This window comes from Vibrio casei (genome assembly GCF_002218025.2).
Classification (GTDB): Bacteria; Pseudomonadota; Gammaproteobacteria; order Enterobacterales; family Vibrionaceae; genus Vibrio; species Vibrio casei.
On sequence record NZ_AP018680.1, the window covers coordinates 1,265,708 to 1,282,618 of the forward strand.

Sequence of the window (16,911 nt, forward strand, 5' to 3'; positions counted from 1 at the left end):
GATTTAGAGCAACGGATTAAATAAATAAAATCCACGTTCTAACATACGATGAGTAAAATTTCGTTGCTCCCATTCGCTTGGTGATATTGAAATAGATTGAGATAAATATCGGTCTTGAACCCAATAAAGCTCTTTGGTGAACTCCTTATCATCGACGGCTAGGGTTAATTCAAAATTAAGCCATAAGCTTCGCATATCTAGGTTTACGCTACCAATTAAACAATATTGCTGATCGATAACGACAGATTTGGTATGAAGAAGTCCGCCATCAAATTGGTAGATTCTGACACCAGCATCAAGGAGCTCGCTAAAAAATGATTTAGACGCCCAATTCACCAATAAGGAGTCATTTTTTCTAGGGATGATTAATTCAACAAGAACACCACGTTGAGCGGTCATTTTTAATACTTGAAGCAAATTATCGCTCGGGACAAAATAGGGCGTTGTGATTCGTACGGATTCTTTTGCTTGATTAATGGCTAATGTGAGGACTTGTTGAATAAGGTTCTCCGGCATTCCCGGCCCAGATGGAACCACTTGAATCGGATGTAATGCACCATTGGGTTCAATACTACAAAGAGGAAAACTTGGTAAGTTACGTTCACCGGTTTCCACCTCCCAATCCCAAGCATGGATGGCAGCTAATATATTAACTGTTGGGCCGGTGACACGCACCATAATATCGATCCATTGACCTACGCCAGAATCTTGCTTGAAATACAGAGGGTCAACCATATTCATTGATCCGGTGTAGGCGACTTCGTCATCTATCGTGATGATTTTTCGATGCAAGCGTAAATCTAATCGGCGGAAAAACATACGAAACGCATTCACTTCGAGTGCTTGTATTATCTTAATGCCAGACTCTTTCATTAATCCATACCAATGACTCCGGAAAAATTTAGGACTTCCGGCTGAATCGATCAATATTTGAATGTTCACACCACGTTTTGCAGCTTGTATTAAGGCACTGTTTACGGCATCAACCAAACCGCCATTTTGCCAAATATAAAATTCAATACGGATATTATCTTTTGCACTTTCGATGTCGTCGATGATGGAACGCAGAATTTTTTCAGGGGTATCTTGTAAAGAAAGGGTATTACCGCATAAGGCAGGAATAGCGGTACGATTACTGCACAAATCATGAATTTGTGAGAGTTGAATATTCAGTAATGTTGGTTGATGAGCTTGGCATTCATGCAATTGAGTAAACCATTCACCATAAGGCTTAAACATTTTTTGTGAGCGTTCAGCACGTTTGCGTCCAAGATTAAGCTCACCAAATAAGAAATATAACAATACTCCAACAAATGGAATGATATAGATGATCATTAGCCAAGCAAGAGAAACACTCACTGCACGTCGTTTAATCACAACACGAATAGTGACAGAGGCAACCAACAACCAGTAACCAATGACGCCAGCTAAAGCGAGAATTTGATAGAGCTTTTCCATTTATTCCTTTGAAATCATCAACCCGATAAGCTTTGATACTAACACTGAACGTGCGCAGTTTTGAATAATAAATGTGTAAGTATTAAGAGAGGTGCATACACGAAAGCTGATGAACCTCTGTCATCTGCTATTGATAGAGTAGAATGACGGAATGAATTGATGATTAGGGTGATGCTAAAAATGTCACGCAATTATGAACCAATATTCTTTCTCAGTGATTTTTTGTTTGATTTATAACCATGAAACTGGCTAAGTCTAACTTTTATGTCGGTTTAGCTTTAAATCCACCACATAAGCTGCTTTACTTGCAACCCTAAATTAAAAATACCCAGGAGTCACTATGTAATTAAAAGTTTACAGTGGTGTTTTGGGTGTACATAAATGCAGGTAGGTCTCTGCAATACTAGGTTCGGAAAATATTATGGCTTCAGCTTCAAGAGCTCAATTCAGCTCTAAATTGGGTTTCATCATGGCAGCAGCAGGTTCTGCTGTTGGTTTAGGAAATGTTTGGGGTTTCCCAACACAAGCGGCCAGTAATGGTGGTGCGGTTTTTTTATTTGTTTATTTAGCAATGGTGGTTGTTCTTGCACTGCCTATGTTGATAGCCGAATTGACCATAGGTCGTTATGGACAAGCTAATCCACTACGTTCGATAGCCAGTATTTGGCCAAAATCGAGCAAAATCCCAGTCGCTTTTGGGCTTTTAGGTTTACTCACGGCTCTAATGATTTTAAGTTTTTATTCGATCATTGCCGGATGGCTCGTTGGTTATTTAGTCAGCCCTATTTTAGATTTGATAGGCTTGCATTCTACAGCACATTGGTTAGAAAGCTTTAGTACTGAGCGTAATCTGTTTTTAGCCTTCGTATTTATTGCATTAACGATGAAAGTTGTTATGAAAGGAGTGACTGATGGTATAGAGCGTTGGTCTTCACGTTTAATGCCACTTCTCGTTGGTTTGTTTGTCATTATGATTTTTTATATCATGATGCAAGATGGTGCTATTGAAGGGCTCAAAATGTATCTTGTCCCTGATTTTTCGCATTTCAGTCCAGATTTGGTTATAGGGGCGATGGGGCAAGCATTCTTTTCATTGTCATTGGGTGTCACCGTTATGATGGTTTACGGTTCGTATTTACCAAAAGATGTCAACATACCGAAAACGGCTGCTCAAGTGGCCGCGATTGATACTGGGATAGCATTTGGGGCGGGCTTATTAATTTTACCCGCCATGTTTGTGGCGCAAAAACACGGTGTGCAAATTTACGATGAAGCGGGTCAGCTACTGAACTCCGATACGTTAGTTTTTACCGTACTTCCTGCGATGTTCGATAGTATGGGAACTACTGGTATCGCCGTTAGCATTTTATTTTTTGCATTGATGTTGATAGCCGCGCTCACGTCTTCTATTTCTATGCTAGAGGTACCAGTATCTTGTGCTATTGAAGAGCTTGGTAATAAACGTTCTTTAGCCGTATGGTGGATTGGTGGGCTTGCTCTAGCGTTGGTTACCTTGATTGTTTATAACTTTGCTACTCTGTTTGGTTTTTTCATCACGGTTTCAACGGTATATCTACAACCTGTTTTAGGATTAGTGTGGGCAATTTGTGCTGGCTGGGTTTGGAATAGAGCTAAGTTGTTAGAGGAAATTCGTCAAGGTAACCCTGACATCGACAATAGCTTTTTTTGGAAAGTATGGCCAAATTATCTGCGCTATGTATGCCCAATTCTTATGGGCTTGGTATTTTGGGCGACGATTTAACTTATAATCCTTGATGGGTATACATAGAGCCTCGTTTATACGGGGCTTTTTTACGTTTGCTTGAAGCAAGGCGACGCAATACACGGTATACTGTACAGCTAATTTTTTAGTTTTATATTCTCCAATTAAAGTGACGCTTTGGAGAGACAATACAGTGGACCTTAATGTTCGATATTATTTATCAAGATGCTAATTTTGTTGTGATCAACAAACATCCTAATGTCAGTGTGCATAAAGATGATGGAGAAACATCATTATTGATAGAGTTAACCAAAGTACTTAGTGATTCATTATTGAGCGCACAAAAACTCTATTTAGTACATCGTTTGGATAAAATGACATCGGGCCTTTTACTGCTTGCTAAACATCAACAAGCGGCAAGCGAATTATCGCAATTATTTTCACAACGACTGGTAAGTAAATTTTATTTAGCCATTGGTGTAAAAAAGCCGAAGAAGAAGCAAGGCTTAGTTTGTGGTGATATGGAACGTTCACGTCGTTCTAGTTGGAAGCTACTTAAATCACTTAATAACCCAGCCAAAACCCAATTTTTTTCGATGGCGGGCGAAGAAGGCCAACGAGTTTTTTTATGCAAGCCTCATACGGGAAAGACTCACCAAATAAGAGTGGCTTTAAATTCGATTGGCTCATCGATTGTTGGCGATGATATTTACACTCCGAGTAGCCTTGCTGACCGCGGTTATCTACATGCTTTTGCTTTGTCTTTTCAATATGCGAATAATGATTTTGAATTTATTTGCGATCCAAATACGTTTTCTAGTATGGGTGAAAAATGGAGAAGTAAAAGTGTCAAAAAGGCCATTGATTATTGGTCCTCTCCTTTTAGTTTAACGTGGCCAACCATCAAATAACATTTATTATAAAAGTGATCTCATTATGTTAATCAGTGAACTACCATTATTGTTCCAACACCTTCGAAAAACATTACCTGAATATCAAAGTGAAATGCGTCGTTTATTTCATGGCCGTGGACAAAAATGGCCTGGTTTAGAGCAGATTACCGTTGATTGGGTTGCTGAAAATTTGATTGTGACGTTATTTAAGCCTGTTGATGATGCTTTTTTAGATACGCTTAAACAACAATTGGTGGACTTTTCATATGAAGAGGTCTGGTCTCAAGCTTCTGGTAAAGGTATAGGGCTTCAGCATCGTTATGAGTATGGCGCTCCATTCGATATTATTACTGGTGATATTGCAGAGGAAGTGATTGGTGTTGAAGACGACTTAAAATACCAACTTGTTTTAGGTAAGAACCAGAATATGGGTATTTTTCTCGATATGCGTCATGGACGCCAGTGGATAAAAAAACGTGCCAAAAATAAGAATATATTGAATTTGTTCTCTTATACTTGTGGGTTTTCTGTTGCTGCGATTGCTGGTGGTGCCAAAAGCGTTGTTAACGTTGATATGGCAAGAGGGGCACTCAGTCGTGGCCGTGATAATCATAGGCTAAATGATCATGATTTATCAACCGTGACGTTTATGGGGCATGATATTTTCCGTTCTTGGGGGAAAATTACTAAGTTTGGTCCTTATGACTTGATTGTGATTGATCCACCTTCTTTCCAAAAGGGAAGTTTTGCCTTAACGAAGGACTATAAAAAAATTCTGCGTCGTTTGCCTAGTTTATTAAGTGAAGGTGGTGAAGTCTTGGCGTGTGTGAATTCACCAGCGGTTAGTCCAGATTTTTTAACCATTTCTATGAATGAAGAGGCGCCAGAACTTATATTTATCGAACGCTTGGATAACCCCGAAGAGTTTGCTGATATTGATGAGCAAGCGAGTTTAAAGGCATTAGTATTTGAATTACGTTGATACAAAAAATAATCCGGAGTTGGTTTGTAGTTCGGGATCGGTATCGACAAAAATATACTGACCGTAATTTTTGAATGCGTGATTGGGTTAAAACTATTAACTCGATAATTAGAAATGTCGCTGTAATTTACTGATAGTCATTAATATTTTAATTTTCATTGGAAGTTTTTGTATGTTATATATTTATATACGTTACAGGCTATTCAAATTAAAGGAAGATAAACTATGCCATTAGTATCGTGTCCAACATGTGAAAAGCAAATATCTAAAAGGGCGGTATCGTGTCCAGGGTGTGGAGAGCCAGATCCATTTAACCGTCAAGTCATATCAAAACTGTTTGGTTTTGTGTTTTGGATTGTATTGATTGTGGCCGGCGGTTATGCATTTTGGACGTATGTAGTACCGATGTTGGTAGATTTTACGCATGATATATAAATATCAATGATACTAATATCCTGATCGGTCAGTGAGTTCGGTTGATATTTTAAGACTAAATTTTAAATAAGATAAATAAAAAAACGGCCTGTTATTTCATACTTAACAGGCCGTTTTTTATTTTGTGATTTTTGATGATAACAGAGTGAATATGAAGTTCTGTTTAATCGTCAAATTTTGAGCAAGTCTCTTCATTAATGAATTCTTCAACGAGCATCTTTCCTCGCTCACTGCGCACCATTAGATGATAAGTCACGCCTTTGTTTAGAATTGCTCTTACTTCATTATCTTTACAGTAAACAGTTGTACTGGCATTGACTAACTTTTCAGGCGAAATAGTGCCGGAACTATTATAAATCATGAGAAGGTTAACCATGTGGCCATCGGATTTAGCGCTCATGACATTAAGAGGACCAAGTTTGTAGGGTAATCCAGATTCGATAACGCTCGCACGATGGTCGGCCATCATAGCCACTTCATCATGGCTTGCACACCCGAGTAAGATTGTTGAGGTAATGAATGCCAAAATGGGAGTTTTAAATTTCATAAATGTCCTATGGAAGAACTTTCTTAAAGGGTTTAACAATAACATTCTCGTATACACCCGCTGCAATATAAGGATCTTGGTCTGCCCAAGCTTTAGCTTCTTCTAAAGAGTTAAATTGTGCAATTACTGTTGAACCTGTGAATCCAGCCTCACCCGGGTTTTCTGAATCAATTGCTGGCATTGGTCCTGCAACCATTAAACGCCCTTCATCTTGTAGTGCATGTAAACGTGCTAAGTGTTTTTCACGAACGCTCATGCGCTTTTCAAGTGAGTTTTCTACATCTTGAGAAAAAATAACGTACCACATGGTAAATAATCCTTTATGTATGAATCTCTGATAAAAAGTAATATACGCTGCTGAAAAAACGATGGCTACCTTTTCGCTATAAATGCTTTAAAGGTAACCATATTATGCGTTATAGAGCACACTACATTCTGTAAACGGTTAGTTTGATTTTACAGGTCTAGGTAGGCCTTCACTGTCGATAGCAACATAGTTAAACGTGGCCTCACATACTTTATTCTTCTCGCCCACGCCATCCATACTAACTGATTTAACCCAAACTTCTAAAGAAATAGACATTGATGTACGGCCAATTTTGATGCATTCGCCATAACAACAAACAACATCACCGACTTTGACTGGTTGCTTAAAAGTAATACTTGAAACCGATACCGTGACGACACGGCTATTGGAAATCTCTTTGGCGAGAATCGCTCCCGCTAAATCGAGTTGGGACATGATCCATCCACCAAAGATATCACCATTAGCATTGGTGTCTGCCGGCATGGCGAGAGTGCGGAGAATCATTGACCCACGAGGGGCTTCAATGTGTGAGCTCATAAGCTATCCTAAATAAAAAAATCCATTACTGAAATAAATTATGACAGTAATGGACTCATAATAGAATGTCTCACCAGTTGAATGGCGAGATAATGTTCAATTTATTTTTCTTTGTTTTCTTTTGGCATGTATTTGTAGATATAAACACCGCTTAAAAGAGTGAATGCAAAAGTGGCAATTAATAAACCAAATACTTTAAAGTTAACCCACACATCTAACGGTAGATTGTAAGCCACATAGATATTGATAGCTGCACAAAGAGCAAAGAAAATAACCCATGCAATATTGATACGTTTCCAAACAAATTCAGGAAGGGTGAGTTCTTTACTTAACATCCCTTTGATGACAGGTTTTCCCATGAAATCAGACACTAATAGCCCAATAGAGAAAAGTGCATAAATGATAGTGACTTTCCATTTTATGAAATTATCATCATGAAAGAAAAGAGTCATGCCACCAAAAATTGCGACCATCGCAAAGGTGATAATTTGCATTTTCTCAACTTTTTTATAAAGGAAATAAGTTACAGTGACTTGGATGGCGGTTGCTACAATTAACGCACCGGTTGCGACATAGATGTCATAGCTTTTATAAAGGAAAAAGAAAATGACCAGTGGGATAAAATCAATAATTTGCTTCATGTTGTAGTTTTACCGTTGTTAATGATGGATATCTTCACAAAAAAAAATGGTATTGGGATATCAATAAAAAGTTAAGTCTAACCATTTAAACCAGAATGAAAACCGTTTAGAGATACTTTGCTACAAAAAAGGGACGATAATCGTCCCTTAATATGTAATTCAGCATGAAATGCCTACTTTTGTGTTGCTTCTTTCATCGCATGTACAAAGTCATGCAATTTTTCTAGCATAACTTCTGGTTGAGATTGATGGTTTTCAATAATCTTGACCACGGCTGAGCCAGAAATAGCACCTGCGGCACCAGCGTGAATAGCTTCCGCTACTTGGCTTGGTTCTGAGATTCCAAAACCTAATAATGCCGGTGGAGCATTGTATTGATTTAGGCGATCAAGTAAAGCATGAACAGGCATGTTTGCTTTGGTTTCTGCACCCGTTACGCCAGAACGAGAGAGTAAGTAAGTGTATCCACCACCTAATCGAGCAACATTACTGAGAGTCTCATTATTGGCAGTTGGCGGTGCGATAAAAATAGGATGAACCCCATGTGCTTTTGCGGATTGGTTAAAAGGTGTACTTTCTCCTGTAGGGACATCCGCGATAAGTACCGAATCGACCCCTGATTTTTGGCAACGAGCGTAAAAATCATCAATGCCACGAGCAAATACTAAGTTAGCGTACACCAATAAGCCGATTGGCAACTGTGGGTATTCAGCTCGAATTTGGCTGATCAAATCAAAGCATATATCTGGTGTCGTACCTGAATCTAGTGCACGGATGTTGGCGCCTTGAATTGTAGGGCCATCGGCCAGTGGGTCGGAAAAGGGAAGTCCTAACTCTAATGCATCTGCTCCTGCTTTCACTAAGGTGCGCATAATATCTAAAGATAGAGTCGGGTTAGGATCGCCAATCGTGACAAAAGGAACGAAGGCGCCTTCACTTTTTGCGTTTAGGTCAGTAAACAGAGTTTCGTAGCGATTAGCGCCATCTTTTAATTGATTATCCGGCATTACAACGCTCCTCTTTCTTCAAGTAACTTATGGACGGTAAAGATGTCTTTATCGCCACGCCCTGATAGGTTAACCACCAGTAATTGCTCTTTTTCTGGATCGTCATAGGCCATTTTAAGAGCGTAAGCTAAGGCATGTGATGATTCTAAAGCTGGAATAATACCTTCATGTGAGGCTAGGTTCTGGAAGGCATCTAAAGCTTCATCGTCCGTAATAGAAACATATTGCGCACGGCCTGTGGCGTTTAGGTGAGCATGTTGCGGCCCAACTGATGGGAAATCTAAGCCGGCAGATACCGAATAAGACTCCTCAACTTGTCCATGCTTATCTTGCATTAAGGGCGATTTCATTCCGAAGAAAATACCTGTTTTACCGTGTTTGAGTGGTGCGCCATGTTGGTCGGTATCAATACCTAGCCCTGCTGGCTCTACGCCAATCAATGCGACCTCTTCATCGGGAATGAAGTCTGCAAAAATACCGATAGCATTTGAACCACCGCCGACACAAGCAATAATAGAATCAGGGAGACGACCTTCACGAGCCAGAATTTGATTTTTCGTCTCTTCCCCAATAATACGTTGGAATTCACGTACAATTGTTGGGAATGGGTGAGGGCCTGCAGCAGTACCAAGAAGGTAGTGTGCGTCTTCGTAAGTGGCAGACCAGTCACGCAACGCTTCATTACAAGCATCTTTTAAGGTGGCAGAGCCAGAATGTACAGGGATGACTTCTGCGCCCATTAGTTTCATACGGAAGACGTTCGGGCTTTGACGTTCAACATCTTTTGCCCCCATGTAAACACGGCACTTTAAATCAAGTAGAGCACAAGCAAGTGCGGTTGCAACACCATGTTGGCCAGCGCCTGTTTCAGCAATGATCTCTTTCTTACCCATACGTTTAGCAAGTAATGCTTGCCCAAGCACTTGGTTGGTTTTGTGTGCGCCACCGTGAAGTAGATCTTCACGTTTTAGATACAGTTTCGTTTTTGTACCTTTTGTCATATTACGACAAAGGGTTAAAGCGGTTGGACGACCGGCATATTCTTGCAGTAAACCCATGAATTCTGCTTGGAACTCAGGATCTTCTTGCGCATCAATGAAGGCTTGTTCTAACTGATCTAGCGCTGGAACTAAAATTTGTGGTACATACTGACCACCATACTCACCAAAATAGGCATCTAACTTAGCCATAAAATATAATCCTTTTAACTGTCAACGAGCGAGTTATTAACAACTTTTTATCAATAAGTGAATCGGTGACTTAATAATTTCTTAATGCAGTAAATGCTGCTTGTAGTTTTTGTGGGTCTTTTTTGCCCGGTTCAATTTCAACGCCAGAGTTGAAATCCAAACCAATACAGCCAAGTTGACCCGCTTCTTCAACATTATTTGGTGATAAGCCGCCAGCAATCATAATGTTTTTACGGTGGCTGGTTGAAGTGTTGCCAGTCCCGTTGTTTGAATATTCTCCTAATAGTGCCCAATCAAAACTCATTCCAGTTCCTCCTGATTGACTTCCAACTTGCGCATCCAATAAATGTTTATCGACATGCTTTTCAAGTAACGAGGGAAGTGTGTCGTTTACGCCATACGCTTTCCAAATTTTGACACTTTTGGGTAGTAAGGTGCGAAGTTTAGTGACATCAGCTTGGCTCTCGGCTCCATGCAATTGTACGGCGGCTAATCCTAGTTGATTGGCTGTTTGAGCCACCTCATCCATAGGTTGGTTTTGGAAAACACCAACATAATGAAGAGGAGCACCACTCATGATTAAACGTGCACTTTCAATATCAATACGGCGTTTTGAACCTTTCGCGAAAATAAGACCACCATAAACACTACCCGCTTGGTAAACAAGGTTGGCATCATCAGGATGGGTAAGGCCACATACTTTATTTTCACCAAGTAATACTCGGCGAACAGCAATTTCAAGGTTATCTTCAGACATTAATGAACTGCCAATTAAAAATCCATTGGCAAATTTTGATAACTCTTTGACTTGCTGATGATTGTGGATACCTGATTCCGAAATAACAATGGTTCCCTTTGGTAGGCGAGGTGCTAGTTCTTTCGTACGCTCTAAAGTGATTGATAAGTCGCGTAAATTGCGATTGTTGATTCCAACAATCGGCGCTTTTAAAGCGATAGCGCGTTCTAACTCTTCTTCGTTACTGACTTCGGTTAAATAACCAAGGTTAAGGCTCGTTGCTACTTCAGCAAGGTGGCGATACTCTTCATCATTTAGAATCGATAACATTAATAAAATAGCATCCGCTTGGTAATGGCGAGCGAGATAAATTTGATATTCATCTATCATGAAGTCTTTGCAGAGCACCGGTTGCGTAACATGATTACGGACCTGAGGTAGAAAGTTATAATTCCCTTGGAAATATTTTTCGTCGGTTAATACTGAAATGGCACTCGCATGCTTGGCATAAACTGACGCAATGTAGTCCAAATCAAAATCATCACGGATTAGTCCTTTAGAAGGCGACGCTTTCTTACACTCTAAAATAAACTCAGTTTTTCCCGTATTTAATGCTTGGTAGAAATTGCGATCGCTTGGCGTTAATTCATTTTTAAAGCTTTCAAGCGGTTGTTGCATTTTTCGCGCTGCAACCCAAATGCGCTTATCGGCAACAATTTTCGCTAGTACAGTTTCCACGTTTCTCTCCTAAAATTCTTTATAGCTAAAGCTGAGTAAGCACAAGGGTTAGCCACGAGCTGCTAACTGAGTCACAAGCTGGTAGGCTTTGCCTGAATTCATGGCTTCAATGGCTTGTTGGGTATTGGCTTTTAAATCGTCTTGACCAAATAAACGGAGCAGTAATGCAACATTAACCGCCACTGCGGAAACTTGAGCTTCCGTTCCTTCACCATTAAGTATTTTAGTGATAATGGCACGGTTTTCTTCTGGATCGCCACCTTTAATTGCATCGAGTGGGTGGGTTTTTACCCCAAAATCTTCAGGCGTTAATATGTATTCTTTAATTTCACCATTGATAATCTCATTGACCAATGTTGAACCATGGATGGCTACTTCATCTAAACCACTACCATGAACAACCGCCGCCCGCTTTAAGCCCATTTTGGCCATTGTTTGGGCAATAGGGTGAACCAATGATTCATCATAGACTCCCATTAATTCGATGGTTGGCCTCGCTGGATTAATGAGAGGGCCTAGTAAATTAAAAATAGTACGAGTTTTCATGGCTTGTCGCACGGGCATAGCATGGCGAACTCCCCCGTGATACTGCGGGGCAAATAGAAAAGCGACGCCAATGTCATCGACGGCTTTTTTGGTGTCTTCAGGGCTCATGGATAAGTTAATACCAAAAGAATCTAGTAAGTCCGATGATCCTGATTTGCTGGAAACACCACGGTTGCCGTGTTTGGCTATTTTCACACCGCAAGCTGCGGCTACAAATGCTGCGGTGGTCGAGATATTAATGGTATTTGAACCATCGCCACCGGTACCGACGATATCGGCAAAGTCGTAATCAATGCTTGGAAACGGTGAAGCATTGGCAAGAAGTGCTTCAGCTGCACCTGCGATTTCATCTGGCGTTTCACCTTTAATTTTTAATGCCGTTAGTGCGGCGCCGAGTAAAATAGGGTTCATGTCACCTTTGATAATGCTATCAAATAACTGGTGGCTTTCTGGTTTGGTTAAGTCTTGCTGTTCGTACAGCTTATCCATGATGTGTTGCATACTATTATCCTTAAATTCTAATTTTTTGGCTTTTGCACTTATTCTGTTTATTTCTCTAACGCCCAATTAATGGTGTTTTCAAGTAAAGTCGCTCCGTATGTGGTCATGATGGATTCAGGATGAAATTGGAATCCGCATACTTTGTGATTTTCTTCAACAACCGACATGACCAATCCATCGACTTCAGCCGTGATCGTTAATGTATCGCTCACTCTTGTAGCGACTAAAGAGTGGTAACGAGCGATAGCAAATGGTGAAGGTAAATGTTGGTAAGTTGGGTGGTTACCATGCACCATCATGGATACTTTCCCATGTATGATTTCCCCGGCTCCAGCTACTTTACCCCCGTACGCTTCAACAATGGCTTGGTGGCCTAAGCAAATACCAATCATGGGAATGTGGCCTTTCAAGCGTTGAATGAGCTCGGGCATACAACCAGCTTTAGATGGTTCTCCAGGACCCGGTGACAGTACAACGATCGGGTTTTCGAGTTGACGAACAGCTTTTTCAATTGTTTCTGCTGCAATATGGTTACGATAAATGGTGACGTTATGGCCTAAGCTGCGAAATTGATCAACAAGGTTGTAGGTGAAAGAGTCAAAGTTATCGACGAATATAATATTAGCCATGATGTTCACCTTAGCCTTGGTTGTGAGCAGAACGAATTTGATGAGCCAATTGAATAGCACTAATACATGCTTGGGCCTTGCCACGAGTCTCATCTGCTTCGGATTGAGGGTCTGAATCAAATACAACGCCAGCACCCGCTTGAACATGCGCTATGCCATTTTCTACATAAGCAGAACGAATTACGATACAGGTATCGAGGTCGCCTTCACCTGTTAAATAACCAACAGCGCCGCCATAAGTGCCGCGGCGTTGTTGTTCAACATCGCGGATCAGTTGCATTGCGCGAATTTTAGGTGCGCCCGTTAACGTTCCCATATTCATGCATGCTTGGTATGCGTGTAGAGCATCCAAGTCATGGCGTAATTCACCGACAACACGAGACACTAAATGCATAACATGACTATAACGGTCAACTTTTAATAAATCGGCAACATGACGAGATCCTGCTGTGGCAATACGGGCAACATCGTTACGCGCTAAATCAACTAACATCATATGCTCGGCATTTTCTTTCTTATCGTTGCGAAGTTCCAACTCAATACGACTATCTAAATCAAAGTTGATTGAACCATCTGTATTTTTACCGCGACGACGTGTGCCTGCGATGGGGTAGATTTCAATTTGCTCGTTGTCGGCATCATATTTCAATGCACTTTCAGGTGAGGCGCCAAATAGTGTAAATAGCTCATCTTTCATATAAAACATGTATGGGCTAGGATTACTTTGTTTTAAGGCTTTGTAAGCCGCTAAAGGTGAGGGGCATGGCAATGTAAAGCGACGAGATGGCACAACTTGGAAAACATCGCCTTTCACTACAAATTCTTTTAAATCACGAACAATTTGGCAAAAATCGTTATCATTGATGTTGGTCTGGACGCGCATGTCGTCGACTTCAGTTGCTTGTGGTAATGGTGCAACATCGGTGCAATGTTCGGCAATAGAAGATAAACGTTGCTGCAGTTTGGCATTAATCGTATTTGTGCTATTGAATGCGCTTGCCTGTACATGGCATTGTTTGGTTTGGTGATCAAATACCATTAGGGTTTCTGCAACATAAAACACATAGTCAGGGCAATGATCAATACTGTTTGCTGGACCAAGATTTTCAAAGTTAGCGACTAGGTCGTAAGCAAATAAGCCACCAATAAAAATCGCGAACTTTTCATTGATACCTGAGACGTCTTTCAATTGCTCTAAATCGAAGCTATGTTGAACTACACGTAATGCATCAAAGCTTGAAGATTGGCGTAAACGTGAATCTTCATCGATTTCATCACTTAGAGGCTCAAACTGTAGGGTTAACGTGCGATCCGTTACGTTAACTAAAACATCGTTGGTGACATTAGATTTTACCGCTTGCAGTAAGTTTTGTCCGTTCAGTGTTTTCGCTGTCATTGTGACTTGATGTCCGCGGCATTCAATACGTACAGCCGCATCAATGAGTAACAGGCTTTTGAGGTTTTCTTTAGAAGTGATTTCTGCACTTTCTAATAACAGACTATTTTGTGTTTCAAGTGAGTTCTCATTGACGCACAGTGAATTGAATACTTGGGTTGGATCTTCCAAGTAAGGTGTTGCTATTTGAAATAGCTCAATTGGGTGCTTGTGGCTAATATTATCTTGATGAATCTTTGCTGCCTTATTCATAAGACTCCCTTTAAGTTTTTGATTCTAATCCCATTTTCTTTTACAGGCCGCTTGATATCGTTAATTTTTCATCATCACATTAATTTTTTGATAATTACATAAACTTTAATGATGCCCAATGCATTTTTTAGATGTCTTAGCGTATGCACAAAGGTAAAAGCATTTTAATTGTTTGAATAATGTTCAATAGCTATTTATGACTAACAATGTTGCATTAAAAAGCCCGCATTTAAGGCGGGCTAGTATTTTTAATTTTACTGATGGATAGGTCAGCGATAATGTTTAGCCCATTGGATTTAAGGTATATAGACAAGTACGCCAACAATTGAGTTTTGAAGTCGTGATAATCGCTATAACACCATACACTCCTCCAATTGAAGAAGTAGAATGCGGTACAGTGTCATTAGGAATAATGTTATTATCTTGTAACATGGACAGGGATTCTGACATTTAATACTCCTTACACATTTATGTTGGCTTCAAATTTTCTTTGAACTAGTTAACTAGTACGGGAGTGTAAAGTCAAGTTTTTTGTTTGATTTTTTAATTGTTTTTTATACCGAAAGTAATTGAAGTTGTCGCCTAAAGTGACGATTTCAAATGCGTAAGGTTTTCGTTAGGTAATGAATATTTATGAGAATAGATTTACACAGCCATACCACTTGTTCTGATGGGCGTTTTACTGCGGAACAATTATTACAGCGAGCCGTGGAATTTAATCTCGATGTTTTGGCAATCACGGATCATGATTGTGTTGATGCGATTCCTAGAGCATTACAATACATCCAGACCAATAATCTACCTTTGCATCTTATTAGTGGTATTGAGGTTTCAACGGTATGGCAGAATAAAGATATTCATATTGTTGGCTTAAATATTGATATTGAAAATACGCAATTGGCTTCTTTAATCGCAGATCAAAAGCAACGTCGTATCGTTCGTTCTGAATTAATGGCTGAACGACTAGAGAAACATACAAGGCCTGGTGTATTAGACGAAGTGAAAGCGATTGCCGGTGAGGCATCGATTACGCGTGCACATTTTGCCAAATGGCTTGTCGATAATGGGTATGCTAAAACCTTTCAGTTGGTTTTTAAGAAATTCCTTACTCGTAATAATCCGGGATATGTTCCACCAGCATGGTGCTCGATGGAAGAGGCAATTAGTGCCATACATGCTGCTGGAGGTATGGCAGTTTTGGCACACCCAGGTCGTTATCAATTGACAGCTAAGTGGTTGAAGCGTTTAATTGCTGCATTCGTTGAGGCAGGTGGGGATGCAATGGAAGTGGCACAGCCTCAGCAAGCCCCTCAAGAACGAAGAAACTTGGCCGACTACGCGATAGAGTACAAATTATTAGCCTCCCAAGGTTCAGATTTTCATTACCCATCTCCGTGGATGGAGCTGGGTCGTAATTTATGGTTACCTGCTGGTGTTGAACCAGTATGGAAAGACTGGCAACAGATCGCGCATTTGCAAATCAATGGCGGTAACGTCTCTCATGTCGATACGCAATAAGCTAGTTAATGTTAAAGCTAATCAATGTTAAAGCTAATCAATGTTAAAACAGCCGACTCATATTTTCGCTGTTTTGGTTATTCTCTCAATTAGGAGTATAAATGAGCCAGTTCTTTTATTTACATCCAGAAAATCCTCAAGCTCGTTTGATTAATCAAGCTGTTGCCATTATTCGTAATGGTGGGGTGATTGTTTACCCAACAGATTCAGGGTATGCATTAGGTTGCCAGCTTGAAAATAAAAATGCATTAGAACGTATTTGTCGTATTCGTAAAATTGATGATAAGCATAATTTTACATTATTGTGCCGCGATTTATCGGAACTTTCTTTGTATGCACGTATTGATAATACCGCTTTCCGTTTACTTAAAAATAATACGCCGGGTGCTTATACTTTTATTTTCAAAGGTACAAAAGAAGTCCCGAGACGTTTGATGAATGCTAAGAGAAAAACCATTGGTATTCGTGTTCCTGATAACAAAATTGCGCTTGATTTGTTAGAAGCCTTAGGTGAACCCTTAATGTCGACGACATTAATTTTACCTGGAAATGATTACGCTGAATCCGATCCTGAAGACATACGAGATAAGCTTGAGCACTCGGTTGATTTAATCATGAATGGTGGATTTTTAGGGGAGCAACCTACTACGGTGATTGATTTTAGTGAGGATGAAATGGTGGTAGTTCGTCGCGGTGTAGGCGATCCGACACCATTTGAGTAAGTGTTCGTGATGATTCAAAAACGAGAGAAGCCCTGCATTTGGTTGTGGGGCTTTGTTGTTTTAATCATTCAGCTATTTAGGGAACTAGTGTATACTTTGTTGACTTTCTTGATTGTATTTAAGATGAAGAAACGTAAATAATTTTAATTTATT

18 protein-coding genes are annotated in these 16,911 nt (G+C 40.1%); 6 read left to right on the top strand and 12 right to left on the bottom strand.

From position 1 onward, the window contains the following. Positions 1 to 3: 3 nt before the first annotated feature. On the bottom strand, positions 4 to 1,458 hold the full coding sequence (gene cls / locus VCASEI_RS06100) for a cardiolipin synthase (RefSeq protein ID WP_089110925.1): 1,455 nt from the start codon (positions 1,456 to 1,458) through the stop codon (positions 4 to 6). 421 nt (positions 1,459 to 1,879) lie between these two features. On the opposite strand from cls, the gene VCASEI_RS06105 reads away from it, so the two are divergent. The 4 genes from VCASEI_RS06105 to VCASEI_RS06120 all read left to right on the top strand — a co-directional run bounded on the left by VCASEI_RS06105 (position 1,880) and on the right by VCASEI_RS06120 (position 5,491). After that, positions 1,880 to 3,220 (top strand): sodium-dependent transporter, encoded by a 1,341-nt coding sequence (locus tag VCASEI_RS06105; RefSeq protein ID WP_086958201.1) that lies wholly within the window; start codon positions 1,880 to 1,882, stop codon positions 3,218 to 3,220. Between the two features lie 164 nt (positions 3,221 to 3,384). Next, complete coding sequence (locus VCASEI_RS06110) at positions 3,385 to 4,092, top strand: TIGR01621 family pseudouridine synthase (protein WP_086958203.1); 708 nt, start codon at positions 3,385 to 3,387, stop codon at positions 4,090 to 4,092. Between the two features lie 25 nt (positions 4,093 to 4,117). Continuing rightward, complete coding sequence (locus tag VCASEI_RS06115; protein ID WP_086958205.1) at positions 4,118 to 5,056, top strand: class I SAM-dependent methyltransferase; 939 nt, start codon at positions 4,118 to 4,120, stop codon at positions 5,054 to 5,056. Between the two features lie 225 nt (positions 5,057 to 5,281). Continuing rightward, on the top strand, positions 5,282 to 5,491 hold the full coding sequence (locus tag VCASEI_RS06120) for a hypothetical protein (RefSeq protein WP_086958207.1): 210 nt from the start codon (positions 5,282 to 5,284) through the stop codon (positions 5,489 to 5,491). Positions 5,492 to 5,654: 163 nt separating this feature from the next. On the opposite strand, the gene gspS2 is transcribed toward VCASEI_RS06120, so the two are convergent. From gspS2 to VCASEI_RS19420, 11 genes are all read right to left on the bottom strand, one after another. Continuing rightward, positions 5,655 to 6,038 (bottom strand): type II secretion system pilot lipoprotein GspS-beta, encoded by a 384-nt coding sequence (gene gspS2, locus VCASEI_RS06125; protein WP_162621030.1) that lies wholly within the window; start codon positions 6,036 to 6,038, stop codon positions 5,655 to 5,657. 7 nt (positions 6,039 to 6,045) lie between these two features. Then, complete coding sequence (locus tag VCASEI_RS06130; RefSeq protein WP_086958211.1) at positions 6,046 to 6,345, bottom strand: YciI family protein; 300 nt, start codon at positions 6,343 to 6,345, stop codon at positions 6,046 to 6,048. 138 nt (positions 6,346 to 6,483) lie between these two features. Continuing rightward, positions 6,484 to 6,882, bottom strand: coding sequence for an acyl-CoA thioester hydrolase YciA (yciA, locus tag VCASEI_RS06135; RefSeq protein ID WP_086958213.1), 399 nt, complete (start codon positions 6,880 to 6,882; stop codon positions 6,484 to 6,486). 101 nt (positions 6,883 to 6,983) lie between these two features. Then, positions 6,984 to 7,523, bottom strand: coding sequence for a septation protein A (locus VCASEI_RS06140; protein ID WP_086958215.1), 540 nt, complete (start codon positions 7,521 to 7,523; stop codon positions 6,984 to 6,986). A 173-nt stretch (positions 7,524 to 7,696) separates the two neighbouring features. Further along, complete coding sequence (trpA, locus tag VCASEI_RS06145) at positions 7,697 to 8,530, bottom strand: tryptophan synthase subunit alpha (RefSeq protein ID WP_089110926.1); 834 nt, start codon at positions 8,528 to 8,530, stop codon at positions 7,697 to 7,699. Then, on the bottom strand, positions 8,530 to 9,720 hold the full coding sequence (gene trpB, locus VCASEI_RS06150; RefSeq protein ID WP_086958219.1) for a tryptophan synthase subunit beta: 1,191 nt from the start codon (positions 9,718 to 9,720) through the stop codon (positions 8,530 to 8,532). Before trpB ends, trpA begins: the two co-directional genes overlap by 1 nt. A gap of 70 nt (positions 9,721 to 9,790) precedes the next feature. Beyond that, positions 9,791 to 11,194: a bifunctional indole-3-glycerol-phosphate synthase TrpC/phosphoribosylanthranilate isomerase TrpF gene (trpCF, locus tag VCASEI_RS06155; protein WP_086958221.1), complete on the bottom strand. Its 1,404-nt coding sequence runs from the start codon at positions 11,192 to 11,194 to the stop codon at positions 9,791 to 9,793. Positions 11,195 to 11,242: 48 nt separating this feature from the next. Then, the gene (gene trpD, locus VCASEI_RS06160; protein WP_086958224.1) at positions 11,243 to 12,241 is read right to left on the bottom strand and encodes an anthranilate phosphoribosyltransferase; all 999 of its coding nucleotides are present in this window, start codon (positions 12,239 to 12,241) and stop codon (positions 11,243 to 11,245) included. Between the two features lie 47 nt (positions 12,242 to 12,288). Continuing rightward, positions 12,289 to 12,870 carry an aminodeoxychorismate/anthranilate synthase component II gene (locus VCASEI_RS06165; protein ID WP_086958226.1) on the bottom strand — a complete coding sequence of 194 codons (582 nt, stop codon included), beginning with the start codon at positions 12,868 to 12,870 and terminating at the stop codon, positions 12,289 to 12,291. A 10-nt stretch (positions 12,871 to 12,880) separates the two neighbouring features. Then, positions 12,881 to 14,518: an anthranilate synthase component 1 gene (locus tag VCASEI_RS06170; protein WP_086958228.1), complete on the bottom strand. Its 1,638-nt coding sequence runs from the start codon at positions 14,516 to 14,518 to the stop codon at positions 12,881 to 12,883. Positions 14,519 to 14,800: 282 nt separating this feature from the next. Further along, a complete protein-coding gene (locus VCASEI_RS19420; RefSeq protein ID WP_162621031.1) occupies positions 14,801 to 14,968 on the bottom strand; it encodes a hypothetical protein in 168 nt (55 codons plus the stop codon). A gap of 183 nt (positions 14,969 to 15,151) precedes the next feature. Here VCASEI_RS19420 and rnm point away from each other — a divergent pair, with 183 nt between their 5' ends. Together rnm and VCASEI_RS06180 are read left to right on the top strand one after the other, a co-directional pair. Further along, the gene (gene rnm / locus VCASEI_RS06175; RefSeq protein ID WP_086958230.1) at positions 15,152 to 16,036 is read left to right on the top strand and encodes an RNase RNM; all 885 of its coding nucleotides are present in this window, start codon (positions 15,152 to 15,154) and stop codon (positions 16,034 to 16,036) included. A 101-nt stretch (positions 16,037 to 16,137) separates the two neighbouring features. Continuing rightward, on the top strand, positions 16,138 to 16,758 hold the full coding sequence (locus VCASEI_RS06180) for an L-threonylcarbamoyladenylate synthase (RefSeq protein ID WP_086958232.1): 621 nt from the start codon (positions 16,138 to 16,140) through the stop codon (positions 16,756 to 16,758). Positions 16,759 to 16,911: the final 153 nt, after the last annotated feature.

Excerpts from the sequence above, each read along its gene's own strand:
- VCASEI_RS06110 (WP_086958203.1), top strand. The coding sequence starts at position 3,385 with ATGTTCGATATTATTTATCAAGATGCTAATTTTGTTGTGATCAACAAA.
- VCASEI_RS06105 (WP_086958201.1), top strand. The coding sequence starts at position 1,880 with ATGGCTTCAGCTTCAAGAGCTCAATTCAGCTCTAAATTGGGTTTCATC.
- VCASEI_RS06120 (WP_086958207.1), top strand. The coding sequence starts at position 5,282 with ATGCCATTAGTATCGTGTCCAACATGTGAAAAGCAAATATCTAAAAGG.
- VCASEI_RS06115 (WP_086958205.1), top strand. The coding sequence starts at position 4,118 with ATGTTAATCAGTGAACTACCATTATTGTTCCAACACCTTCGAAAAACA.
- cls (WP_089110925.1), bottom strand. The coding sequence starts at position 1,458 with ATGGAAAAGCTCTATCAAATTCTCGCTTTAGCTGGCGTCATTGGTTAC.
- trpA (WP_089110926.1), bottom strand. The coding sequence starts at position 8,530 with ATGCCGGATAATCAATTAAAAGATGGCGCTAATCGCTACGAAACTCTG.
- trpB (WP_086958219.1), bottom strand. The coding sequence starts at position 9,720 with ATGGCTAAGTTAGATGCCTATTTTGGTGAGTATGGTGGTCAGTATGTA.
- VCASEI_RS06180 (WP_086958232.1), top strand. The coding sequence starts at position 16,138 with ATGAGCCAGTTCTTTTATTTACATCCAGAAAATCCTCAAGCTCGTTTG.
- VCASEI_RS06165 (WP_086958226.1), bottom strand. The coding sequence starts at position 12,870 with ATGGCTAATATTATATTCGTCGATAACTTTGACTCTTTCACCTACAAC.
- yciA (WP_086958213.1), bottom strand. The coding sequence starts at position 6,882 with ATGAGCTCACACATTGAAGCCCCTCGTGGGTCAATGATTCTCCGCACT.
- VCASEI_RS06170 (WP_086958228.1), bottom strand. The coding sequence starts at position 14,518 with ATGAATAAGGCAGCAAAGATTCATCAAGATAATATTAGCCACAAGCAC.
- trpD (WP_086958224.1), bottom strand. The coding sequence starts at position 12,241 with ATGCAACACATCATGGATAAGCTGTACGAACAGCAAGACTTAACCAAA.
- VCASEI_RS19420 (WP_162621031.1), bottom strand. The coding sequence starts at position 14,968 with ATGTCAGAATCCCTGTCCATGTTACAAGATAATAACATTATTCCTAAT.
- VCASEI_RS06130 (WP_086958211.1), bottom strand. The coding sequence starts at position 6,345 with ATGTGGTACGTTATTTTTTCTCAAGATGTAGAAAACTCACTTGAAAAG.
- VCASEI_RS06140 (WP_086958215.1), bottom strand. The coding sequence starts at position 7,523 with ATGAAGCAAATTATTGATTTTATCCCACTGGTCATTTTCTTTTTCCTT.
- rnm (WP_086958230.1), top strand. The coding sequence starts at position 15,152 with ATGAGAATAGATTTACACAGCCATACCACTTGTTCTGATGGGCGTTTT.
- gspS2 (WP_162621030.1), bottom strand. The coding sequence starts at position 6,038 with ATGAAATTTAAAACTCCCATTTTGGCATTCATTACCTCAACAATCTTA.